This window comes from Micromonospora sp. bgisy143 (assembly GCF_057708145.1).
This window is the reverse complement of sequence record NZ_JBYIRN010000002.1, coordinates 563,832-587,037: the sequence shown is the minus strand read 5'-3', so window position 1 is coordinate 587,037 and position 23,206 is coordinate 563,832. Positions and strand designations below refer to the sequence as shown.

At 72.6% G+C, this 23,206-nt stretch carries 18 protein-coding genes; 10 read left to right on the top strand and 8 right to left on the bottom strand.

The window, feature by feature from the left end:
- Window positions 1-94: 94 nt before the first annotated feature.
- Complete coding sequence (locus AC3EN4_RS05635; protein WP_422738319.1) at window positions 95-946, top strand: hypothetical protein; 852 nt, start codon at window positions 95-97, stop codon at window positions 944-946.
- Window positions 947-989: 43 nt separating this feature from the next.
- On the opposite strand, the gene AC3EN4_RS05630 is transcribed toward AC3EN4_RS05635, so the two are convergent.
- Together AC3EN4_RS05630 and xseA are read right to left on the bottom strand one after the other, a co-directional pair.
- On the bottom strand, window positions 990-1,211 hold the full coding sequence (locus tag AC3EN4_RS05630; protein WP_435204836.1) for an exodeoxyribonuclease VII small subunit: 222 nt from the start codon (window positions 1,209-1,211) through the stop codon (window positions 990-992).
- A gap of 30 nt (window positions 1,212-1,241) precedes the next feature.
- Window positions 1,242-2,489, bottom strand: coding sequence for an exodeoxyribonuclease VII large subunit (gene xseA, locus AC3EN4_RS05625; protein ID WP_435204835.1), 1,248 nt, complete (start codon window positions 2,487-2,489; stop codon window positions 1,242-1,244).
- A 163-nt stretch (window positions 2,490-2,652) separates the two neighbouring features.
- Between xseA and AC3EN4_RS05620 the strand changes: the two genes are divergently transcribed.
- Both AC3EN4_RS05620 and AC3EN4_RS05615 read left to right on the top strand, forming a co-directional pair.
- Complete coding sequence (locus AC3EN4_RS05620; RefSeq protein WP_435204834.1) at window positions 2,653-3,627, top strand: 4-hydroxy-3-methylbut-2-enyl diphosphate reductase; 975 nt, start codon at window positions 2,653-2,655, stop codon at window positions 3,625-3,627.
- Between the two features lie 44 nt (window positions 3,628-3,671).
- Complete coding sequence (locus tag AC3EN4_RS05615; protein WP_435204833.1) at window positions 3,672-4,100, top strand: hypothetical protein; 429 nt, start codon at window positions 3,672-3,674, stop codon at window positions 4,098-4,100.
- On the opposite strand, the gene AC3EN4_RS05610 is transcribed toward AC3EN4_RS05615, so the two are convergent.
- A complete protein-coding gene (locus tag AC3EN4_RS05610; RefSeq protein WP_435204832.1) occupies window positions 4,097-5,257 on the bottom strand; it encodes a DNA recombination protein RmuC in 1,161 nt (386 codons plus the stop codon). The genes AC3EN4_RS05615 and AC3EN4_RS05610 overlap by 4 nt on opposite strands.
- Window positions 5,258-5,311: 54 nt before the next feature.
- On the opposite strand from AC3EN4_RS05610, the gene AC3EN4_RS05605 reads away from it, so the two are divergent.
- Window positions 5,312-6,151 (top strand): hypothetical protein, encoded by an 840-nt coding sequence (locus AC3EN4_RS05605; protein WP_435204831.1) that lies wholly within the window; start codon window positions 5,312-5,314, stop codon window positions 6,149-6,151.
- 123 nt (window positions 6,152-6,274) lie between these two features.
- Here the strand turns inward: AC3EN4_RS05605 and ppc are convergent, their stop codons facing one another.
- From ppc to AC3EN4_RS05585, 4 genes are all read right to left on the bottom strand, one after another.
- Window positions 6,275-9,061 carry a phosphoenolpyruvate carboxylase gene (ppc, locus tag AC3EN4_RS05600; protein WP_435204830.1) on the bottom strand — a complete coding sequence of 929 codons (2,787 nt, stop codon included), beginning with the start codon at window positions 9,059-9,061 and terminating at the stop codon, window positions 6,275-6,277.
- Window positions 9,062-9,189: 128 nt separating this feature from the next.
- Window positions 9,190-10,203: a hypothetical protein gene (locus AC3EN4_RS05595; RefSeq protein ID WP_435204829.1), complete on the bottom strand. Its 1,014-nt coding sequence runs from the start codon at window positions 10,201-10,203 to the stop codon at window positions 9,190-9,192.
- 273 nt (window positions 10,204-10,476) lie between these two features.
- Window positions 10,477-11,397, bottom strand: coding sequence for a helix-turn-helix domain-containing protein (locus AC3EN4_RS05590; protein WP_435204828.1), 921 nt, complete (start codon window positions 11,395-11,397; stop codon window positions 10,477-10,479).
- Entirely contained in the window at window positions 11,387-12,316 is a 930-nt protein-coding gene (locus AC3EN4_RS05585) for a cyclase family protein (protein WP_435204827.1), read from the bottom strand. The genes AC3EN4_RS05590 and AC3EN4_RS05585 overlap by 11 nt, the downstream gene beginning before the upstream one ends.
- Window positions 12,317-13,058: 742 nt before the next feature.
- Here AC3EN4_RS05585 and mfd point away from each other — a divergent pair.
- The 4 genes from mfd to AC3EN4_RS05565 all read left to right on the top strand — a co-directional run bounded on the left by mfd (window position 13,059) and on the right by AC3EN4_RS05565 (window position 20,280).
- Window positions 13,059-16,688: a transcription-repair coupling factor gene (gene mfd / locus AC3EN4_RS05580; RefSeq protein WP_435204826.1), complete on the top strand. Its 3,630-nt coding sequence runs from the start codon at window positions 13,059-13,061 to the stop codon at window positions 16,686-16,688.
- Window positions 16,689-16,787: 99 nt separating this feature from the next.
- Entirely contained in the window at window positions 16,788-17,576 is a 789-nt protein-coding gene (locus AC3EN4_RS05575) for a SurA N-terminal domain-containing protein (protein ID WP_435204825.1), read from the top strand.
- 2 nt (window positions 17,577-17,578) lie between these two features.
- The gene (locus AC3EN4_RS05570) at window positions 17,579-18,562 is read left to right on the top strand and encodes a nucleoside triphosphate pyrophosphohydrolase (protein ID WP_435204824.1); all 984 of its coding nucleotides are present in this window, start codon (window positions 17,579-17,581) and stop codon (window positions 18,560-18,562) included.
- Window positions 18,563-18,660: 98 nt separating this feature from the next.
- Window positions 18,661-20,280 carry a DUF885 domain-containing protein gene (locus tag AC3EN4_RS05565; RefSeq protein WP_435204823.1) on the top strand — a complete coding sequence of 540 codons (1,620 nt, stop codon included), beginning with the start codon at window positions 18,661-18,663 and terminating at the stop codon, window positions 20,278-20,280.
- 5 nt (window positions 20,281-20,285) lie between these two features.
- Here the strand turns inward: AC3EN4_RS05565 and AC3EN4_RS05560 are convergent, their stop codons facing one another.
- Window positions 20,286-20,978, bottom strand: coding sequence for a hypothetical protein (locus AC3EN4_RS05560; RefSeq protein ID WP_435204822.1), 693 nt, complete (start codon window positions 20,976-20,978; stop codon window positions 20,286-20,288).
- Between the two features lie 214 nt (window positions 20,979-21,192).
- Here AC3EN4_RS05560 and eno point away from each other — a divergent pair, with 214 nt between their 5' ends.
- On the top strand, window positions 21,193-22,476 hold the full coding sequence (eno, locus tag AC3EN4_RS05555) for a phosphopyruvate hydratase (RefSeq protein WP_355048850.1): 1,284 nt from the start codon (window positions 21,193-21,195) through the stop codon (window positions 22,474-22,476).
- An 84-nt stretch (window positions 22,477-22,560) separates the two neighbouring features.
- Window positions 22,561-23,202, top strand: a complete 642-nt coding sequence (locus AC3EN4_RS05550) for an FtsB family cell division protein (RefSeq protein WP_435204821.1) — start codon at window positions 22,561-22,563, stop codon at window positions 23,200-23,202.
- Window positions 23,203-23,206: the final 4 nt, after the last annotated feature.

Here is a 23,206-nt window from a genome sequence, read left to right as displayed (position 1 = left end):
TCGGCCCGGATCGTGCGACGTGGCCGAAGGGCTGCCGCGTCGCCCGGTTTCCGGCGCCGACCAGGTCGTCGGGTGACCCCCTTGGGAGACACGTATGACTGTTCGACGACTGGGTGCCGGCCTGGTAGCCGCCGCCCTGTTCACGCCCGCCCTGGCCGCCTGCGCCGGTGGCACCACCGGTACCGCCGGCTCGACCGCGTCCCCGACGGTGAGCGCGTCCGGTGCACCGAGCCAGTCCGGCGGCGCGCCGGTCTCCGGCGACGCCAAGCAGGCCCTGCTCGACTCCACCAAGGCGATCAGCGACGGCAACTTCCGGTTCACCCTCTCCGGCGCCGGCTCCACCGCCGAAGGGCAGGTGCACCAGCCGAGTCAGAGCGCCGCGCTGAAGTTCGCCATCGGCGGTCCCTCCTCCGACCTGGCCATGAAGCTCGACGTGATCCACGCCAAGCCGGACAGCTGGGTGAAGCTGGAACTGAGCGGGCCCACCGCCAACAGCCTGCCCGCCATCAAGCAGCTCAACCTCGGCAAGTACCAGCACCTCGACCAGGCCCGCATCAAGGGCAACAAGAACCTCGGCTTCGACTTCGACAAGGTCGACCCGGCCGGCAGCGCCGTGCTGACCCAGGGCATCACCGAGGTCCGCAGCACCGGCACCGGCACGTACGCCGGCACCATCGACGTGACCAAGGCCGCCGAGGCGGGCTCGCTGAACGCCGCCACCATCGCCGCGCTGGGCACCCAGGCGAAGACGGTTCCGTTCACCGCGAAGGTCGACCCGCAGGGCCGGCTGAGCGAACTGGTGCTGCAACTCCCGGCCTCCGGGCAGACCACGGCCCAGGAAATCAAGATGACGTACTCCGACTACGGCTCCGCCAGCCCGGCCCAGAAGCCGCCGGCGGACCAGGTCGTCGAGGCCCCCGCCGAGCTGTACAGCCTGTTCAACTGACCGTCGTACGGGTGGGGTGGCTCCGGGCCATCCCACCCGACGATCAGGCGGACGGCTCCTCGCGGGCGGCGTCGATCCGCGCCCGCGCCCCGTCCAGCCAGCGCTGGCAGATCACCGCCAACGCCTCGCCGCGCTCCCACAGCGCCAGCGACTCCTCCAGGGACGTGCCGCCGGCCTCCAGCCGCTCGACCACCGAAGCCAGTTCGGCGCGGGCCTGCTCGTAGCTGAGCCGCTCGTCCGGCCCGGCCTTCGTGTCGTTAGTCATCGCGTCCATCTCAGCACACCCCGGTCGGCGTCACCGCGTCGCCACGTCCCCGTCGACCGTCGCGGCCAGCTCGCCCTCGGCGAGGCGTACCCGTAACGGGTCGCCCTTGCCGACCTCGGTCGCCGCCCGGACGACGTGCCCGTCCGCGCGCTGCACGATCGCGTACCCCCGGTCGAGGGTCGCGGCGGGGGAGAGGGCACGCAGCCGGGCGAGGGTGTGCCGCAGGTCGTCGTCGGCGGCCGCGAGTCGGTGGTCCAGGCAGCGCCCGGCGCGTTGCCGTAGCGCGGCCAGATCGTTGGCGCGGTGCTCCACCATCACCTGCGGTCGGGCCAGCACGGGTCGGGACCGCAGGCTGTCGAGGCGGTGCGACTCCCGGTCGACCAGGTTGCGCACCGCCCGCTGGAGCCGGTGCCGGGCCTGCCCGATGAGGCGTACCTCCTCGGTGAGGTCGGGAACCACCCGCTTGGCGGCGTCCGTCGGGGTGGAGGCCCGCAGGTCGGCGACGTAGTCGATCAGCGGCGCGTCGGTCTCGTGGCCGATCGCGCTGACCACCGGGGTACGGCAACCGAAGACGGCCCGGCACAGCGCCTCGTCGGAGAAGGGCAGCAGGTCCTCGATGCCGCCGCCACCCCGGGCGATGATGATCACGTCGATGCTCGGGTCCGCGTCCAGGACCTTGAGCGCGTCCACGATCTGCGGCACGGCGGACGGGCCCTGCACGGCCACGTTGACGGTCCGGAACTCCACGGCCGGCCAGCGCCGCCGCGCGTTGGTCAGCACGTCCCGCTCGGCGGCGGACGCACGGCCGGTGATGAGACCGATCCGGCCGGGAAGGAACGGCAACCGGCGCTTGCGAGCCCGGTCGAACAGGCCCTCGGCGGCCAGCAGCTTCTTGAGCTTCTCCAACCGGGCCAGCAGCTCACCGAGGCCCACCTGCCGGATCTCGTCGGCCCGCAAGCTCAAGGTGCCCCGGGCGGCGTAGAACTCCGGCTTGGCGTGCAGCACCACCCGGGCGCCCTCGCGCAACTCCGGCGCACCGGCGTCGAGTACGTCCCGGTTCGTGGTGACGGTCAGGCTCAGATCGGCGGACGGGTCACGCAGGGTCAGGAAGACCGTGGTGGCCCCGGGACGGCGGCTGATCTGCGCCACCTGCCCGTCCACCCACACCCAGCCCAGCTTGGCGATCCACGCCCCGACCTTCTGCGAGACGACCCGAACAGGCCAAGGCTCCTCAGCACTGCTCCGCGCAGCACTGTCCCCACCACCCGCACCACTCACGCACCCACCCTACGGCCACCCCGCCGGCCCTCGTTGATCATGAAGTTATTGCGCTCGGTGGCGGCGTGTCGTGGCAACAACTTCATGATCAACGAGCTGGGCGGGGGCCCGGGTGGGGTTCGGGTCGGGAGGTGGGGGAGGAGGGAGCACGTAGGATGGGGGGGTGACTGATCTCCGGAGCGGCAAGCGCGTGCTTTTGGCCAAGCCTCGCGGCTACTGCGCGGGTGTGGACCGTGCGGTGCAGACCGTCGAGGAGGCGCTGAAGCTGTACGGCGCCCCGATCTACGTCCGCAAGCAGATCGTGCACAACAAGCACGTCGTGCAGACCCTGGAGGCCCAGGGCGCGATCTTCGTGGAGGAGAACGAGGAGGTGCCGGAGGGCTCGACCGTCATCTTCTCCGCGCACGGCGTGGCGCCCGAGGTCTACGAGCAGGCGCGCGAGCGTTCGCTGAAGGCCATCGACGCAACCTGCCCGCTGGTCACCAAGGTGCACCAGGAGGCGAAGCGGTTCGCCGCCGAGGACTACGACATCCTGCTGATCGGCCACGAGGGGCACGAGGAGGTCATCGGCACCGCCGGTGAGGCGCCCGCGCACATCCAGCTCGTGGACGGCCCGGACGGTGTCGACAAGGTCACCGTGCGCGACCCGGAGAAGGTGGTCTGGCTCTCCCAGACCACGCTCTCGGTGGACGAGACCCTGGAGACGGTCGCCCGGCTCAAGCAGCGGCTGCCGCTGCTCCAGTCCCCGCCCAGCGACGACATCTGCTACGCCACCTCCAACCGGCAGCATGTGGTCAAGGAGATCGCCCCCGAGTGCGACGTGGTGATCGTCGTCGGCTCGACGAACTCCTCGAACTCGGTCCGGCTGGTCGAGGTCGCCCTGGACGCCGGCGCCCGCGCCGGTCACCTGATCGACTTCGCCCACGAGATCGACGACGCCTGGTTGGTCGACGCGCGTACGGTCGGCGTCTCCTCCGGCGCGAGCGTCCCGGAGGACCTGGTCCGCGATGTGCTGGCGCACCTGGCCGAGCGCGGCTTCGCCGACGTCGAGGAGATCACCACCGCCAACGAGCGGCTCACCTTCTCGCTTCCGCAGGAGCTGAAGCGGGACATGAAGGCCGCCGCGGCCCGCGGCTGACACCCGGTGGGAACGCCGCGCCCGTCCCGTGCGTCGAAGGCGACATGAGGACTCTTCGGCTCGTCGTTCCCGCCCTGGTCGTCTGCGCGGCGCTGGCCGCCTGCGGTGGAACCGGCGGTCCCGCCACCCCCGGCGGACCGTCGGCGACGACCGGGCAGCCCGCCCCCGCGTCGCCCACCACTCCCGAGTCGCCCACCACTCCCGAGTCGCCGACCACTCCCGCTCCGCCGCTCAAGTCGCCGGGCGGGCCGACCGTCCCGCCGCCGGTCGGCGGGGCCGAACTCACCGGCACGATCACCGCCGGGGTTGAGCCGAACTGTGTGCTTCTCGACGGGTACCTGCTGGTGGGCGGCCCCCGGGACGTGCTGACCCCCGGCGCCACCGTGACCGTCACCGGCCGGGTGGAGAAGGGCACGATGACCACCTGCCAGCAGGGCACGCCGTTCGTCGTCGAGAGCGCCAACCGCCGTTAGGCCGGGTGCCCGCGGTCGGCGTCGTCCAGCAGCTCCGGCGCCTGCGGCTGCCGGGGGGTCAGCTCGACCTGGGCGGGGGCCGCCAGCTCCTCGTCCGAGACGCCCAGCTCGGCGAGCTTGCGGGCGCTGACCAGCACCCGCGCCTCCAGTGAGCCGACCGCCCGGTTGTAGGCGGTCACCGCCCCGGTCAGCGACGACCCGAGTTTGCCCACGTGGTCGCCGAGGGTGGCGAGCCGGCCGTACAACTCCCGGGCCAGGGTGTGCACGGCGAGGGCGTTGCGGGCCAGCGCCTCCTGCCGCCACGAGTAGGCCACCGTGCGCAGCAGCGCGACCAGGGTGGCCGGCGTGGCCAGCACGACGTTGCGGGCGAACGCGTGCTCCAGCAGCGTCGGGTCGCGTTGGAGCGCGACGTCGAGGAACGGGTCCGCCGGGACGAACAGCACCACGAACTCGGGCGAGCTGTCGAACGCCGCCCAGTACGACTTGGCGGCCAGCGCGTCGACGTGCCCGCGCAGGTGCCGGGCGTGCGCGTCCAGGTAGGTGTCCCGACCTCGCTCGTCGCGGGCCTCCATGGCCGTCAGGTACGCGTCGAAGGGCGCCTTCGCGTCCACCACCACCGACCGACCGCCGTGCAGGCGTACCACCAGATCCGGGCGGACGACCTGATCGTCGGTGGCGGCGGTCACCTGCTCGGAGAAGTCGCAGTGCTCCAGCATCCCGGCCGCCTCGACGATCCGGCGTAGCTGGTGCTCGCCCCAACGGCCCCGCACCTGCGGCGCGCGCAGCGCGGCCACCAGCTGCTTCGTCTCGGTGCGCAGCTCCCCGGAGACCACGTTCATCGAGCGGACCTGCTCGCGCAGCTCGGCGTACGCGTCGACGCGGTCGTGTTCCAGCTCGGCCACCCGCTGCTCGTACCGGCGCAGGCTGTCGTGCAGCGGCGCCACGGCCCGGGCCACCGCCTCCTGCGACTGCGCGGTGGCCTCGTAGCTCAACGCCCGCATGGACTGCTCCAGCCGGCCCTCGCCCTCGCGGGTGGCGGTCAGGGTGGCATCCAGTCGGGCGATGTCGGCCGCCGACCGGGACCGGGCCGCGAACCAACCGACCGCCCCGCCGGCACCGAGGCACACGACCACCACCAGCAACGTCGAGACGTCCATCACCGGAGCTTGCCAGACGGGTACGACGTGACACCCGGGGGTACGTTCGTTGACATGGAAGCTCTGCTGTGCCTCGCGGTCGTCCTCGCCGGCGTGGTGGGTGCCGGCCTGCTCGCCTACTCCCGGGTCAACGCCCAGCGGCGTGCCGCGCTCGGCGACGCCCGGGCGGACGCGCAACGCTGGTACGAGCGCCTCGGCGGCCAGTTGATGACGCTGCACGGCGACGAGCCCGCCGTCCGGCAGGCGTTGGCCGACGCCGGGGAGCGTTACAACGCGGCCGGTTCCCAGTTGGAGCAGGCACGGACGCCGCGCCAGTTCGAGCTCGCCCGGGAGACCGCGCTGGAAGGGCTGGCGTACATCCGGGCGGCGCGGACGGCGCTGGGCATCGATCCCGGGCCGGAGGTGCCGGCGCTCGCCGCCGCGCGGGGCGTCGGGCAGCTCACCAAGGAGCGCGAGGTCGACGTGCAGGGCCAGACCTTCCGGGCCGGCCCGCAGCCCGGTCGGGACACGCCCTACTACTACCCCGGTGGGCGGTACCAGGGCCGGCCGGTGCCGGCCGGCTGGTACTCGACCCCCTGGTGGAAGACCGCGCTGGGCGCGGGCGCCGGCGTGCTCGGCGGCATGCTGATCGCCGACGCGCTGTTCTCGCCGGCCTTCGCCGACCCGGGGTACGGCTACGACCAGGGCTACCAGGAGGGCTTCGGCGACGGCGCCGACTACGCCGACGACCAGGGCGCGGACTACGGCGACCAGGGCGGCGACTTCGGTGGCGGGGACCAGGCGGGCGACTTCGGCGGTGGCGACTACGCCGGTGGTGACTTCGGCGGGGGAGGCTTCGGCGACTTCGGCGGCGGCGACTTCGGTGGCGGTGATTTCGGCGGTGGCGACTTCTGACCCCGCCCAGTCCGACGATCAAGGAGTTGTGGTGCCCGCTTCGCCGCTGTTGGCGGCTTTCGCGGGGCACCACAACTCCATGATCGACCGGGCCTGACCGGCCCGGCCTCGGGGTAGTGCTGGTCAGCCGGTGTTGCGCATGCCGGCGGCGATGCCGTTCACGGTGGTGAGCAACGCCCGCTCCAGGGCGGTGCCGTCGCTGGGCGCGCGTCGACCGCCCGGCGCGGTGGCGACCGCCCGGCCCGCCGCTCCCGACTCCCGGTACTGCCGCAGCAGCGCCACCTGGAGGTGGTGCAGCGGCTCCAGGTAGGTGTCGCGGACGGCCAGGGTGCGCTGGAGCACCGGCGAGTTCTCCAGCAGGGCCGGCGAGGCGGTCACCGCCAGCACCTCGCGCTTGGTCAGCTCGTACTCCCGCTCGATCTGCTCGAAGATCGGGTGCAGCTTCTTCGGCACCAGGGTCTCGACGTACCGGCGGGCGATGCTGAGGTCGGTCTTGGTCAGCATCATCTCGACGTTCGACAGGAACGTGCGGAAGAAGTGCCAGTTGCGGTGCATCTCGGCCAGCACGTCCGCCAACCCGGCCTCGCGGGCGGCGGCCAGGCCGGAGCCGACACCGAACCAGCCCGGCACGATCTGCCGGGTCTGCGTCCAGCCGAACACCCACGGGATGGCCCGCAGCCCGGACAGCCCGGCGCCGGTGTTCGGGCGCTTCGCCGGCCGGGACCCGATGTTCAGCGCGCCGAGCAGTTCCGTGGGGGTGGACGCCCAGAAGTACGCCGGCAGGTCCGGGTCCTCGACCAGTGACCGGTACGACCGGAACGCCGACTCGGAGACCACGTCCATCGTCGCGTCCCAGCGTTCCAGCATCTCGGCCGGCTGCCGGGGCGCGGTGTGCAGCAGCGTCGCCTGCAGCACCGCCGCGAGGGTCAGCTCCAGGTTCTCCCGGGCCAGCGAGGGCAGGGTGTACTTGTCGGAGATGACCTCGCCCTGCTCGGTCACCTTGATCGCGCCGTCCAGCGTGCCGTACGGCTGGGCCAGGATCGCCTCGTGCGTCGGGCCACCGCCGCGCCCGACCGTACCGCCCCGGCCGTGGAAGAGCCGCAGGTGTACGCCGTGCCGGGCGGCCACGTCGCGCAGCGCGCGCTGGGCCCGGTGGATCGACCACTGGCTGGTGGTGATCCCGGCCTCCTTGTTCGAGTCCGAGTAGCCGAGCATCACCTCCTGCACGTCGCCACGGGCCGCGACCAGCGTCCGGTACGCGGGCAGCGAAAGCAGCTCGTCCAGGATCTCGCCGCCGGCATTCAGCTCGGCCGGGGTCTCCAAGAGCGGCACGATGCCGATCCGGGCCCGTCCGGTGTGGACGTCGATCAGGCCGGCCTCGCGGGCCAACACTGCGGCGGCGAGGATGTCGTCCACGCCGAGGGTCATCGAGATGATGTACGACTCGATCACCTCGGCGCCGAACCGGTCCTGCGCCTCCCGGATCGTGCTGAACACGTCGAACGTCTTGCGGGCGCTCTCGGTCAGCGGCGTGTCGACAGTGGAGAGCGGTCGACGGCCGGTCAGCTCCTCGGCGAGCAGCTTGGTGCGCTCCAGCCGGCTCAGCGACGGGTAGTCGGACACCTCGCCGACCGCCGCGTAGAGCTGGGTGAGCACCTCGTGGTGCTTCTCAGCGTGCTCCCGGACGTCCATGGTCGCCAGGTGCAGGCCGAACGCGGACACCGTCCGGATGGTGGAGGCCAGCCGGCCGACGGCCGTGAGCTGCCCCGAGTTGCGGGCCAGCGAGGCGCGCAGCAGGTCCAGGTCGGCGATCAGCTCGGCGGAACCGCGGTAGTCCCGACCCGGCACGTGGGCGGTGCCCTGGCGGAGCCGCTGCCGGGTGTTGGCGAGCTTGGCCTTCACGCAGCGCGCCTTGAGGCGGTACGGCTCCTCGGCGTTGACCCGGCGGAACCGGGGTGCCACCTCGGGCAGCGCGTCGAGGTCTGCGGCGAGGCTGGCGGACAGGTCCAGCGACACCCCGCGCAGCCGGCGCGAGACGGAGACCTCGTTGATCAGGTGGTCCATCGCCTTCTCGGTGGCGGCGATGCCGTGCTCGTGCTGGATCCTCAGCACCTCGCGGGTGACCGCCGGGGTGACGAACGGGTTGCCGTCCCGGTCGCCGCCGATCCAGGTGCCGAAGCTCAGCGGACGGGCCGTCGGCGACGTCTCCACACCGAGGGTGCGCAGCGTGTCGGCCAGGTCGTCGAGCACCTGAGGGGCGGCCTCGGCGTACAGGTCGCGCAGGTAGTAGATGGCGTTGCGGGCCTCGTCGGTCGGGTCCGGCCGGTCCAACCGCAGCTCGTCGGTCTGCCACATCAGGTCCAGCAGTTCGGACAGGCGCCGATTGGCCGGACCCTCGTCGCTCGCGCCGTAGAGGATCGCGTTGGCGGTCTCGGTGTCCAACTCGTCGGCGATGGCCCGCAGCTTGGACAGGATCGAGCGGCGGGCCGCCTCGGTCGGGTGGGCGGTGAAGACCGGCCGGACCGCCAGGCGACGGGCGACGGCGGCGATCTCCTCGGCCGGTACCCCGCGCTCGGCGATCATCTTGGCCGCCTGGTCCAGCCAGCCGCCCTGCACGGCGCGGCGGCGGCGCAGGTCGCGGGCGCGGTGCACCTGCTCGGTGATGTTGGCCAGGTGGAAGTAGGTGGAGAAGGCGCGGGCCAGCTTGGTGCCGGTGGTCACATCGAGCCCGCCGAGCCGTTGGGCGGCGGCGGGGACGTCGGTGCGTACCTGGGCGCGGATCTCCTCGACGAGGTCGAGCAGCGGGCGGCCCTCCTGCCGGGCCAGGGTCTGGCCGAGGAGGGTGCCGAGCCGGCGGATGTCGGCGCGCAGCGCGGCGTCCGGGCCGTCGTGGTCGTGCTGGTCGGTCACGATGCGCTCCTTACGTGAGTACGAAGGACAGCGCTGTCCGACTCCCTGGATGGTATCCGCGCCGGGCCGTCCGGCAGGAGGGGCTCTCCGCATGCCGCGTCGTGAGACGGAACACCCCGGAGATCACCTCAGGGTCTTGCGCGGGTGGGTCCCCGTCCTCCCCGCAGCACGGTCGCGGCGAGCAGGGCGGCCAGGGCGAGCACCGCCCACAGGACCAGCCCGGTCAGCGGCCAGCCGATCGAGCGCCGGTCGAAGTACACCGCCGACTTGAGCAGGTCGGTGGCCAGCCCGGGGATGTTCCACCGGTGCATGCCGCGCAGCCAGGTGGGCAGGAACTCCGGGGCGTAGATGCCGCCGGAGCCCGGGTTGCCGAGCACCACCAGCAGCAGGATGACCAGCCCGGTGCCGAGCACGCCCAACCAGCCCTGCACGGCGGCGGCCACCATGGCGGCGGCGAAGGCGGCCAGCATGCCGGTGCCGGCGACGGCCGGCAGGTCGTGGTGCCAGACGTCCAGCACCGGGCCGACGATCACCGCGCCGGCGATGCCGAGCACCACGCTGTAGACGGCGAGCGCGCCGATCCGTACGCCCGCGCGGCGCAGGGTACTTGGCGTGGTGCCGACCGAGATGCCGAGCGCGGTCGAGGCCAGATACCCGCCGAGCACGCACCCGATCGCCAGGTAGAACGGGACCAGACCGCGCGGGTCGGTGTCGGCGACCGGCACCTCGTCGGCGACCCGCAGGGGCCGGCGCGACTGCTCGGCAGCGGCGGTGAGCACCTGGACGACCACCTCGGTGGCGGCCGGCGCGCCGGCGCTGGCGGTGGTCAGGACCAGCCCGCCGTCGGGGGTCGCGGCGAGCACCCCGTACACCTCTCGGCTGGTCAGGCCGTCGTCGGCGGCGCCCGGGTCGGCGTACTCGACGGTCTTGATCGTGTCGGTCCGGTCGCGGACGGCGGCCAGGACCGCGCGGGCGGCCTGGTCGCCGCTCGCCACGCCGACCGGCACGTCTCGGGGGTGGGGTTGGTGCAGGGCACCGACGTACGCGGCGATGAACGCGACGGCCAGCACGAGGGTGCCGAGCAGCAGTCCGGCGGTACGGAGGAACTGGTCGCGTATCCGTACCTCCGGCGACTCGTCCACCAGGTCAGCCTAGGGCGGTTTTCACCCTGTTTGGAGCACTTTTCCCCGCAGGTGGCCGGTCCCGACCAGGCCCGGCTCAGCCGAGCAATTTTCTTCAAGACCCGGTCGGGCCTGCGCCGCGAGGATGGTTCCTGTCGGTCCGCAGGTCGCCCCGGCGGGGTGGCCGGACCGGAGCACGCGGGCCTGTTCGGGGAGGCCCGACGCCCCGGTGCGGACCGCGCCGATGGAGGTGCCGCACGCCCCCACGTACGGCACCTCCACCGGCGTCCGGGATCAGGCGGCGACGCCCGGGTCCGCCTCGGCGGCGGTGAGCAGGCGACGCAGGCGTGCCGGCGGATGACCCACCTGCTCGCGGACCACCCGGGTCAGATGAGCCTGGTCGGCGAAGCCGTACTCGCTGGCGAGCGCGCCCAGCGGACGGCCGTCGGGCTCGGCGAGGGTGTCCAGTACGGCGCGCACCCGCAGGCGGTTGCGGTAGGCGGTCAGGCTGCTGCCGGTCACCCGCTGGAACACCCGGCTGAGGTGGTGCGGTGAGCTGCCCACCTCCCGGGCCACGTCGTTCAGGCCGAGCGTGAAATCGGAATGGGCCAGCACCTCGCGCGCCCGGTCGGCGAGCCGCCGGTGCGCGGCCAGGGTGGCCGGTCGTCGGCGTACGGCCCGCTCGACCTCCGCGTCCCCGTCGTCGCCGGCGATGGCGCTGTGGTGCAGCAGGCGGCCCAGGAACCGCTGGAGCCGTTCGGCCATCTCGAACCGGTCGAGCCCGCGCCGGAACTCGGCCACCAGCAGCCGGTGCGCCAGGTCCAGCGTGGCGTCCGAGGTGCCGGCCCAGCCGCCCCGGTCCAGCCAGCGCTGGGCGTCCGGCCGTTCCGCCAGCACCGCCGGGTCGATCTCCAGGCAGGTGTACGAGTCGCCGCAGCCGAACGGGTGCGCCACGGCCATCTCGTCCCCGGGCCGGGTGAGCAGCACGGAGGTGGCGTCGGAGAGCTCGACCCGGCCGTTGAGCCGACGCCGGTACGCCCCGGACCGACCCAGCATGATCTTGTGGCGGTCCTGGGCGACGGTCTCCGTCCATCCGTGGTGCTCGACGATGCAGCGCACCTGGTAGATCAGGATCCCGTCCGGGTGCCCGAGCACCCGCCAACGGGCCGGCGTGGTGTGCCGACGCGGATCACTGCCGATCCCCTCAGCGGGCATCGCTGCCCCTGACCCCCTCCACCACGGCGAAGGCGCGGACCGGGAAGGTGCCCATCCCGGCCACCATCGGTGGGGCGGCGGTGAACCGGAACCCGGTCGGCGGTAGCGCCGCCAGGCCGGTCAGGTGCTCCACGACCGGGATGCCGGCGGCGAGCAGGATGCTGTGCGCGGGGCGTACGCCGTTCGCCGCCGGACTCATGTCGTCAATGTTGATCGAGTCGATGCCGACCAGGGCCGCGCCCGCCTCGGCAAGGGCCCGGGCGCCGTCCTCGCTGAGGTACGGCGCCTCCGGCGCGCCGTACCGCTCGGTGCCGAAGTGCGCGTCCCAGCCGGTGTGCAGCAGCACCGCACGCCCGGCCACCTGGTACGGAGCCAGCATCAACCGGTCCACGGCCCGGGTGTCGGCCGGTACCCGGACCAGCACGGCGGGCAGGTCGGCGAGGCGGTCCAGCGGTATCCCGCTCAGATCCTCGCGGCCGGCCCAGCGGTGGGCGGGGGTGTCCACGTACGTGCCGGTGTTGGCGATCATGTCGATCCGAGCCACGTGGAACTCGGTGCCCGGCGCGTACCGCTCCCGGGACGCCGCGTACGTCAGCCAGTCGCTGATCCGTGGGCCCGGCCATCCGGGCAGGGTGGTCATTCCGTCGCGGATGACGTGGCTCAACTCGACCAGGCGGCGACCGCTGCCGGCGGTGCTGACCGCACGGCCGCCCTTGTGCGGCTCGCGGATCATCGTCTTCGCGCTGATCCGGACCTCGGCGACCATCAGCAGCCCGAGGTGCCGGACGAAGAGCGCGGCCAGGTCGTCGTCGGTGATCTCCTGACCCGGCACGTCCAGCCGGAATCCCTCGGTGCGCAGGCCGCCCCCGTTGGCGAAGCTCACATCCGCGTCGAACTGCACCCGCCACTGCTCGTCCATCCCCCCACCCGAACATGCCGACCGGCGCCGGTCAAGATCCGTGCGTCGATGGTGGCTGGGGCCGCGTGCGGCGGGTTTGCCTGCGCGGGGACGCCGGGCCGCAGGTACGTCCCGCCCTCAAGATCGCGCAAGAGCCAGTCGTTCCGCCCCCAAGATCGCGCAAGAACCAGGAAGTAGTGGTGACGACGCCCCGGTGAGGCCACTACATCCAGGATTGAGCACGATCATGGCCTGGGCCACCCGCGCTGACGCTCGTTCTCAAGATCCGCACAACATCAGGGACGTTGCTGCTTCCGGCGCGTCTGAGGCAGCAATATCGGTGATGTTGTGAGGATCTTGGCGCGGGGCGCGGGGCGCGGGGCGCGGGGCGCGGGGCGCGGGGCGCGGGGCGCGAGGGCGCGAGGGCGCGAGGGCGCGGGGCGCGAGGGCGCGGGGCGCGAGGCGCGGGGGCGCGAGGGCGCGAGGGCGCGAGGGCGCGGGGCGCGAGGGCGCGAGGGCGCGAGGGCGCGGGGCGCGAGGGCGCGAGGGCGCGAGGGCGCGGGGCGCGGGGCGCGGGGCGCGGGGCGCGAGGGCGCGAGGGCGCGAGGGCGCGAGGGCGCGAGGCGTCGTGTTCGGGGCGTGGCGGACCTGGGCGGAAGGGGGTGGGTGTCGGTGGACGGGGATAGGCTTGAGGGCGTGCACCCCCCGTCCGGCTGGACGCGGGGCTCCCGTCGTGTGCGTCGACTTCCCTGGAAGGACTCCCTTGCTCACCGGTCTGTTCTCCGCCGCCCTGGCCGACCCCGGGCTGGCCCGGGCGCGTGACCTGGCGCGCTCCGGTGCCGCCCAGGTCGACGGGCTCGACATCACCGCCCCCGCCGCGCTGCGCCCGTTCGCCGTCGCCGCCGTCGCCGCGGACACCGACGGTGCCGGGCGACCCGTGCTGGCCGTGACCGCCACCACCCGTGAGGCCGACGACCTGGTCGCCGCGCTGGGTGGGCTGCTGCCGCCGGAGCAGGTGGTGGTCTTCCCCTCCTGGGAGACGCTGCCGCACGAGCGACTCTCCCCCCGATCGGACACGGTGGGCCGACGGCTGGCCGTGCTGCGCCGCCTCGCGCACCCCGACTCGGCCGACGCGCACGGCCGGACCGGCCCTCTGCGGGTCGTGGTCGCCCCGGTCCGGTCGCTGCTGCAACCGCAGCTCAAGGGCCTCGGTGACCTGGAACCGGTGCAACTCGCCGCCGGCGAGGAGGCGGACCTGGAGGAGGTCGCCCGCCGGCTCACCGACATGGCGTACGCCCGGGTCGACCTGGTCACCAAGCGCGGCGAGTTCGCGGTGCGCGGCGGCATCCTGGACGTCTTCCCGCCCACCGACGAGCACCCGTCCCGGGTCGAGTTCTGGGGCGACGAGGTGGAGGAGATCCGTACCTTCGCCGTCGCCGACCAGCGCACCATCGAGCAGGTGCCGCTGCTGTGGGCGCCGCCCTGCCGGGAGTTGCTGCTGACCCCGGCGGTGCGCGAGCGGGCCGCCGCGCTCGCCGAGCAGCACCCCGAGCTGGCCGAGATCCTGGACAAGCTGGCCGAGGGCATCCCGGTGGAGGGGATGGAGTCCCTCGCTCCGGTGCTGGTCGGCCCCGACTCGCTGGAGTTGCTGCTGGACGCGATGCCGGCCGGCACCCACGTGTTGCTGTGTGACCCGGAGCGGATCCGTACCAGGGCGCACGATCTGGTGCGTACCTCGGAGGAGTTCCTGCAGGCCTCCTGGGCCGCCGCCGCGGTCGGCGGCCAGGCCCCGGTGGACGTCGGCGCCGCCGCCTTCCGCACCCTGGCCGAGGTACGCGCCACCGCCGGCACCCTCGGTCAGCCCTGGTGGACGCTGTCCCCGTTCGGGCTGGTCGAAGCGGACGCCGCCGAGACGCGGCAGCCCTGGGAGGACGCGCCCGAGGAGGCGAGCGTCACCCCGGACGACGCCATCGCGGTGACCCTCGCCGCCCAGCCCGCCCCGCTCTACCACGGCGAGACGGCCCGGGTGGTCGACGACCTCAAGCGCTGGGCCGGCGAGGGCTGGTCGATCGCGCTGGTCTTCGAGGGGCACGGCCCCGCCCAGCGTGCCGTGGAGGTGCTGCGCGACGCCGGCCTGGGCGCCCGGCTCACCGAGGACGTGCCCACCGCACCCGCACCCGGTGACCTGGTCGTCACCTGCGGCGCGCTGACCAGCGGATTCGTCGACGAGGCGTCCCGTTTCGTGCTGCTGACCGGTAACGACGTGACCGGCGGCCGGGGCACCTCGACGCGGGACATGCGCAAGATGCCGAGCCGCCGGCGCAACACCATCGACCCGCTGGAGCTCAAGGCCGGCGACTACGTGGTGCACGAGCAGCACGGCATCGGTCGGTACGTCGAGCTGGTGCAGCGCACCGTCAACGGCGCCAGCCGGGAATATCTCGTCATCGAGTACGCGGCCAGCAAGCGCGGCCAGCCCGGCGACCGGCTGTTCGTCCCCACCGACCAGCTCGACCAGCTCTCCCGCTACGTGGGGGGTGAGCAGCCGGCCCTGCACAAGATGGGTGGCTCGGACTGGCAGAAGTCCAAGGCCCGGGCCCGCAAGGCGGTCCGCGAGATCGCCGCGCAGCTCATCCAGCTCTACGCCGCGCGCAAGGCGTCCAAGGGCCACTCGTTCGGCCCGGACACCCCGTGGCAGCGGGAGCTGGAGGACGCCTTCCCTTGGCAGGAGACGCCCGACCAGCTCGCCGCGATCGACGAGGTCAAGCGGGACATGGAGCAGACCGTCCCGATGGACCGGCTGATCTGCGGCGACGTCGGCTACGGCAAGACCGAGATCGCGGTCCGGGCGGCGTTCAAGGCGGTGCAGGACGGCAAGCAGGTGGCGGTGCTGGTGCCGACCACCCTGCTGGTGCAGCAGCACTACAACACGTTCGCCGAGCGGATGAGTCAGTTCCCGGTGCAGATCCGGCAGCTCTCCCGGTTCCAGACTCCGAAGGAGACCGAGCGGACGTTGGAGATGGTCGCCGACGGCACCGTCGACATCGTCATCGGCACGCACCGGCTGTTGCAGACGGCCACCCGGTTCAAGCAGCTCGGGCTGGTGATCGTCGACGAGGAGCAGCGCTTCGGCGTCGAGCACAAGGAGCACCTGAAGACGCTGCGCGCCTCGGTGGACGTGCTGAGCATGTCGGCCACCCCGATCCCGCGCACCCTGGAGATGGCCATCACCGGCATCCGGGAGATGTCCACCATCGCCACCCCGCCGGAGGAGCGGCATCCGGTGCTCACCTTCGTGGGCGCGCAGGACGACCGGCAGGTGGCCGCGTCGATCCACCGTGAGCTGCTGCGCGACGGGCAGGTCTTCTACCTGCACAACCGGGTCGAGTCGATCGACCGGGCGGCCCGGCGGCTACGCGAGTTGGTGCCCGAGGCGCGGGTCGCCGTGGCGCACGGGCAGATGAGCGAGGAAGCGCTCGAGAAGGTGATGGTCGGCTTCTGGGAGAAGGAGTTCGACGTCCTGGTCTGCACCACCATCGTGGAGTCCGGCATCGACATCCCGAACGCCAACACCCTGATCGTCGAGCGGGCCGACCTGCTCGGCCTGGCCCAGCTGCACCAGATCCGGGGCCGGGTCGGCCGGGGCCGGGAGCGGGCGTACGCGTACTTCCTCTACCCGCCGGAGAAGCCGCTCACCGAGCACGCCCACGAGCGGCTGGCCACCATCGCCCAGCACACCGAGTTGGGCGCCGGCATGTACGTGGCCATGAAGGACCTGGAGATCCGGGGCGCGGGCAACCTGCTCGGCGGCGAACAGTCCGGCCACATCGAGGGCGTCGGCTTCGACCTGTACGTGCGGATGGTCGGCGAGGCGGTCTCCGCGTTCAAGGGCGAGCGTCAGGAGGAGGAGACCGACGTCAAGATCGACCTGCCGGTCGACGCGCACCTGCCGCACGACTACGTGGGCGTGGAGCGGCTGCGCCTGGAGATGTACCGCAAGCTCGCCGAGGCGCGCGACGAGGAGCGGCTGCGCGAGGTCGTCGCCGAGATGACCGACCGGTACGGCGAGCCGCCCGCCCCGGTGCAGAACCTGGTGGCGGTGGCGCGGTTCCGGCTGCTGGCCCGCCGGTACGGCCTGACCGACGTGTCCATGCAGGGCAAGCACGTACGGTTCGGACCGCTGCCGCTACCGGATTCGAAGCAGTTGCGGCTCAAGCGCTACCACCCGGACGCGGTCTACAAGCAGGCCACCGACCAGGTGAGCGTGCCCCGGCCGAGCACCCGTCGGATCGGTGGCGAACCGCTGCGCGACCAGGCGTTGCTCGAATGGTGTGCGCAACTGCTCTCCGACGTCCTGGGCACCCCCGCGCCGCTCGCCGCCGCAACCGCGTGATCGGTCGCGGGCGTCCACGGACGTCCGCGACCGGGTGGAGCCGGCGTGGTGCGGTGGGGGCCGTCACAGCGGCCGGGAGGGCATGAGAGAGTGACGGGCATGCGTGCTCGCCGTGTGATCGCCGCCGCCAGCGTCGCGGCTCTGGGTGTCCTCTCCCTCGCCGCGTGCCAGAGGTCCGCGCCGGACGTCGCCGCGTACGTCGGTGACAGGACGTACTCGCTCGACCGGGTCGACGGCATCTACGACGAGGTGCAGGCGGAGTACGGCGACGTCGTCCGGCAGGCGGCGAGCCAGACCGGCGCGACGCCCTCACCCGAGCAGTTGAAGTCGCCGGTGACGCGGCAGGATGTGGTGAACCTGCTGGTCAGCCTGGAGTTGGGCAAGCGGGTGGCCAAGGCCAAGAACATCCAGGTACCCGACGAGGTCAGCCCGCAGCAGTTGGAGCAGAGCCTGCGGGTCCCGGCCTCCACCGAGTACACCAAGCTCTGGGGTGAGTGGGTCGACCTGCTTCAGACCTTCAACCAGCAGCTTCCGCCGGCCGAGGTGAGCGACGAGTCGGTGATGGCCGTCTACCAGGCGCTGGCCAAGGTCGGGGCGATCCCGGGCGGGCTGCCGGTGAGCGAGGTCCGCCAGCGGTTCGGCGAGGGAGCCTTCGTCGGCAGCGCCACCGCCCTCAGCCTCGCGCTGGAGCAGGAGGCGGACCGAGCCGACGTCTCCATCAACCCGCGCTACCGCGAGGTGGGTGTGCCCTCGTTGGTGAGCAGCGGTCAGTCGATCATCTTCTACTCGCTGCCGTTCATCAACGAAGAGGGCCCGGTCACCGACATCTCCACTCCGGAGGCGTCGCCGTCGAGCCCCAACCCCGACGCCGAGGGCACGGCCAGCTGAGCATGACGGCACGGATCGTCCTGCTGGTCACCTCGCCCCGGCTGCCGGCCGGTCTGCTGACCTCGGCCGCCTGGGACGTCGTACGCCAGCATCCGGTGCTGGCCGGCGCGGAGAGCGAGTTGACCACGGCCGTGCGGCAGGCGGGCGCCGAGGTGACCGTCGTGGCCGGTTCGGCCACGCAGGCGCTGCTGGACACGGTCGCGGCGCACGGTACGGCGGTCTGGCTGGCCGGACCGGCCGGCGACGAGTCGCTGGCCCGGGAGCTGGGTCTGCGGTTGGCCCGGGAGCCGGGGCTGGCCGAGATGGAGCTGATGTACGGCTCGTGGGATCCGCCGGGGGCGCGGCTGCTCGACGCGGTGGCCGTGCTGGACCGGCTGGCCTCGCCGGGCGGTGACCCGTGGAAGCGGGCGCAGACGCACCGTAGCCTCGCGGGTTACCTGCTGGAGGAGAGCTACGAGGCGTACGACGCGATGAGCGCCGACGACACCGACGCGCTCCGCGAGGAGTTGGGCGACGTGCTGCTCCAGGTGGTGTTGCACGCGCGGCTCGCCGAGGAGTTGCCCGAGGGCGAACGGTGGAGCATCGACGACGTGGCCGGTGGCCTGGTCGACAAGATGATCCGGCGTAACCCGCACGTCTTCGCCGACGCGGAGGCGGGCACGCTGGAGGAGATCACCGCCAACTGGGAGCGGATCAAGCGGGCCGAGAAGGCACGCGATTCGGTGCTGGACGGCGTGGCGCTCAGCCAACCCGCCCTGTCGCTGGCCGCGCAGATCCTCGACCGGTCCGCCCGCGCCAACCTGACCGTCCCCCTCCCACCCCCCGACACCCGGGCGGACGAGGAGGCGGCCCTGGGCGCCACCCTCCTGACCCTGGTAGCCGAAGCCCGCAGGACCGGCCTGAACCCCGAAGCAGCCCTGCGCCGCGCAACCCTGGCCCACGCCGACGCCATCCGCGCCGCTGAACGCCCGCCCGCACCCTCCTGACCCCGGTGATCATGGAGTTATTGCCGCGACACGCCGCTGCGGCGGGTAATAACTTCATGATCAACCAGCCAGGCCGGGGTGGTCGGTAGGGTTGGCGGGTGGAGGCGTTTGGGATTCTTGCTGAGCGGGTTGTCGAGGCACTGCTGGAAGCGCGGCCGGGAGTTGCTACCGCTGCGGGGGATCACCGGTTCGACGATCGGCTTCCCGACCTGTCCGCCGACGCGTTGGCCGCCGACCGGGCGATGCTCACCGACGCGGCGAACGCGCTGTCCGAACTGGACCCCGACGCGCTGGACGTCGACGAGCAGGTCGACCACGCGCTGCTCACCAGCTTCGTCGACCGGGAACTGTTCGAGCTGACCGAGATCCGGTCGCACGAGTGGGATCCGCTGTCCCACAATCCCGGCCCGCTGCTGCACCCCCTGCTGGCCCGCCCGTACGCCCCGGCCGAGGTGCGCCTGACGCAGCTCGCCGGCCGGCTCGCCGCCGTACCGGACGCCCTCGCCACCGCCCGCGCGACGCTGCGGGACATGCCCCGGATCCACGCCGAGACGGCGGTCGGGCAGTTCACCGGCACGGCCGCGCTGATCCGGGACGAGCTACCCGGGCTGATCGCGCAGGCGCCGGGCGGCTTCGCGAAGGTCGAGCCGGCGGCGACCGCGGCGATCGCCGCGCTTGACGAGTTCGTCGCCTGGCTGCGGGTCCGGTTGGCCGCCGACGCCGGTCCCGGCCGTGACCCGCGCCTGGGCCGCCGCCGCTGGGAGGCGCGGCTCTGGCACACCCTCGACACCGAGCTGGGGGCCGCCGAGATCCAGCGCCGGGCCTGGGCCAACCTGGACCGGGTCACCGAGGAGATCCGCGCGGCGGCCGTCGAGCTGGTCGGTGGTCCGGCCGACGACGAGACGGTACGCCGGGCGCTGGACGTGCTGGCCGCCGAGCATCCGGACGACTCGACGATCGTCGAGCTGGCCGGGGTGACCCTTGACGAGGCGACGGACTTTGTCCGACTGCACGACCTGGTCACCCTGGTCGACGACCGGTGCGTGATCCAGGAGATGCCGGAGTTCGCGCGGGGTGTCGCGGTCGCGTACTGCGACTCACCCGGCCCGCTGGAGACCGCCGAGGTGCCGACGTTCTACTGCATCGCGCCCACCCCGGCGGACTGGTCGGCGCAGCGCGTCGACTCGTTCTACCGCGAGTACAACGACCACATGGTCCGCAACCTGACCGTGCACGAGGCGATGCCCGGCCACTTCCTCCAACTCGCCCACGCCCGGCGGCACGCCGGCGGCACGCGGGTGCGGGCGCTGGCCCGCTCCGGCCCGTTCGTCGAGGGCTGGGCCGTGTACGCCGAGGAGCTGATGGCCGGGCTCGGCTTCGGCGGTCTGCCGGTGCGGTTGCAGCAGCTCAAGATGCAGCTCCGCATGACCATCAACGCGCTGCTCGACCAGTTGGTGCACGCCGAGGAGTTGCCCGAGGCCGAGGCCATGGCGTTGATGACCGGCCGCGGCTTCCAGGAGGAGGGCGAGGCGGCCGGCAAGTGGCGTCGGTCCCTGCTCACCTCGACGCAGCTCAGCACGTACTTCGTCGGGTACAGCGAGGTGGCCGAGATCGCCGCCGCCCGCCCGGACGGCGTGTCGGCGCGCGACTGGCACGACGCGATGCTCGCCCACGACTGCCCGCCCCCGCGCCACCTGCGCACCCTGCTCGGCGTCTGACGAGGTCAGGAGCCCCCGGGCCGGTTGTCCACCACGCCCGCACCGGCGGGCGGGTCGAACGCGTTCTTCTCGACCGTCTCGGAGTAGTCGCGCAACGCCAGCTCCATCGGTTTGCCGTCGACCGAGCCGAGGAAGCTGCCGAGGACACCCTCGGTGGTCACGCAGGCGCTGAAGTCACCGTCCGAGCGCTCTACCTCGACGCAGGCGGCGTGGCGCCCGGCGACGGTGGTGTCGCTCTGCTTGATCACCGCCTGCGGGTCGAGGGCGGCGGCGGTCAGCAGGCCGACCACCACGGGCGGGGTGACGAGACCCTGCCGGTTCGCCTCGGTGAAGAGGGCCACCGTGGGCTTGCTGCCGGGTGTGGGCGGCGGGACGACGGTGCACGCCATCCGGCCGCCGGCGGCGGTGCACCGGGTGACGGCGTCGGGGGTGACGGTGAGCCGCCCACCCGGGTAGGTGTAGGCGGAGCGGGCCGGGTCCTGCGCCTGCACGATCGCGGCGGTCTGACCGCCGGGCAGTTGGTAGTCGGCCGTGTAGGTCAACTCCAGCGCCCGGTCGAGGCGGGCGGCGAGGTCGTTGACGAGATCAGAGCGACCCATGGCGCTGCCGGCGTCCTCGAATGTCTGACAGCCGGTGACCGTGAGCGACGCGATGACCGACACGGCGAGCATGCGGAGGGTGGTCGTGGCGGCGGGCATGGCGACCAGCCTGGTGGATCTAGTCCGCGCAGCGCAAACCCGTTGCCGGTTGACGCCCGGAAATCCGGGAATGTCCGTCACCGCGGGGCGACTCGGGTGCGCGGGCGACGCCGTGTCCGATCTCGCCGCCCGATACGCTGCGTTCAACACCTGCCTCAGCCGCACCGTCGCGGCCCACCCACGGACCGGATTCACAACAACGAGGAGCGACTCAGTGGCAACCATCGAGGGAATCGTCGCCCGGGAGATTCTCGACTCGCGGGGCAACCCGACGGTCGAGGTCGAGATCGGCCTGGACGACGGCACGGTGGCCCGCGCCGCGGTGCCCTCCGGCGCCTCCACCGGCGCGTTCGAGGCGATCGAGCTGCGCGACGGTGACGCCGACCGCTACCAGGGCAAGGGCGTGGAGAAGGCGGTCTCCAACGTCGAAGACAAGATCGTCGACCAGCTCATCGGCTACGAGGCCAGCGAGCAGCGGCTCATCGACCAGAAGATGCTCGACATCGACGGCACCGACAGCAAGTCGGAGCTGGGCGCGAACGCCATCCTCGGGGTCTCCCTGGCGGTGGCGAAGGCCGCCGCCAGCAGCGCCGAACTGAGCCTCTTCCGCTACCTGGGCGGCCCGAACGCGCACCTGCTGCCGGTGCCGATGATGAACATCCTCAACGGTGGCGCGCACGCCGACTCCAACGTCGACGTCCAGGAGTTCATGATCGCGCCGATCGGCGCGCCCACCTTCCGCGAGGCGCTGCGCTCCGGCGCGGAGGTCTACCACGCGCTGAAGTCGGTGCTCAAGAAGAAGGGCCTGTCGACCGGGCTCGGCGACGAGGGCGGCTTCGCGCCCAACCTGCCCACCAACGCGGCTGCCCTGGACCTGATCGCCGAGGCGGTCGAGAAGGCCGGCTACCGGCTCGGCACCGACATCGTGTTCGCCCTCGACGTGGCGGCCACCGAGTTCTTCGAGAACGGCACCTACACCTTCGAGGGCGCCGCGAAGTCCGCCGAGGACATGAGCACCTACTACACCAAGCTCGCCGACGAGTACCCGATCGTGTCGATCGAGGACCCGCTGGCCGAGGACGACTGGTCCGGCTGGCAGACGCTCACCGCGTCGATCGGCGACCGGGTGCAGATCGTCGGTGACGACCTGTTCGTGACCAACCCGCAGCGCATCGCCCGTGGCATCGCGGAGAAGGCGGCCAACGCCGTCCTCGTGAAGGTCAACCAGATCGGTTCGCTGACCGAGACCCTGGACGCCGTGGACCTGGCCCACCGGGCCGGCTTCAAGTGCATGATGAGCCACCGCTCCGGTGAGACCGAGGACACCACCATCGCCGATCTGGCGGTCGCCACCGGCTGTGGTCAGATCAAGACCGGCGCTCCGGCCCGCTCGGACCGGGTCGCCAAGTACAACCAGCTGCTCCGGATCGAGGAGGAGCTGGCCGACGCGGCGCGCTACGCGGGCGCGGGTGCGTTCCCGCGTTACCGTTCGGCCTGAGTGTGGTTGCCGGGAGGCCCCGCCGAGGTGGGGCCTCCCGACGCTCGTACGCGACAGACGTAGCCTCGGGGGAGGGGTGTGACGATGCAGCGCCGCACACCGGGTGGTCAACGGCCCGCCCGCCGACCGGGTCAGGCCGGCCGGCCGGGCGCTGGGCGGGCCACCCGCGGATCGCTCCGGGACGTCGGCGTACGCGCCGAGACGCGCGGCGCCGCCGGGCGGGCCCCGGGCACCGTCCGGGGCGCCGAGGGCGGGCGCTCCGCGAGTCGTCCGGCCGCCGCCCGGCGTACCGCCGCCGGTGGCGGTGCCGTCAAGCGGCTCGCCGCACCCCATCCCCGCCGCTTCACCGGTCGGGCCACCGTGCTGTTCGCGGTGCTGATCGCGCTCGCCCTGGCGTACACCTACCCGGTGCGGGTCTACCTGGACCAGCAGGCCGACATCGAGCGGATGGAGGCCGCGCAGGCGGCGCAGGAGAAGGAGATCGCCGAGCTCGCCGCCGAGGCCGCCAAGTGGAAGGACCCGGAGTTCATCGAGACCAAGGCCCGGGAGCGGTTCTTCATGGGTCGGCCGGGCGAGAAGTTGATGGTGGTCCTGAACGACGCCGAGGGCGCGGCCCGTGACGCCGGCAAGCCGGCCGGTTCGGGTGCCCCAGCCGGGCCGGTGACCTGGTACGACACGCTCTGGGGCAGCGTGCGCGCGGCGGACAGTCAGCAGCCGGGCAAGTGATCCA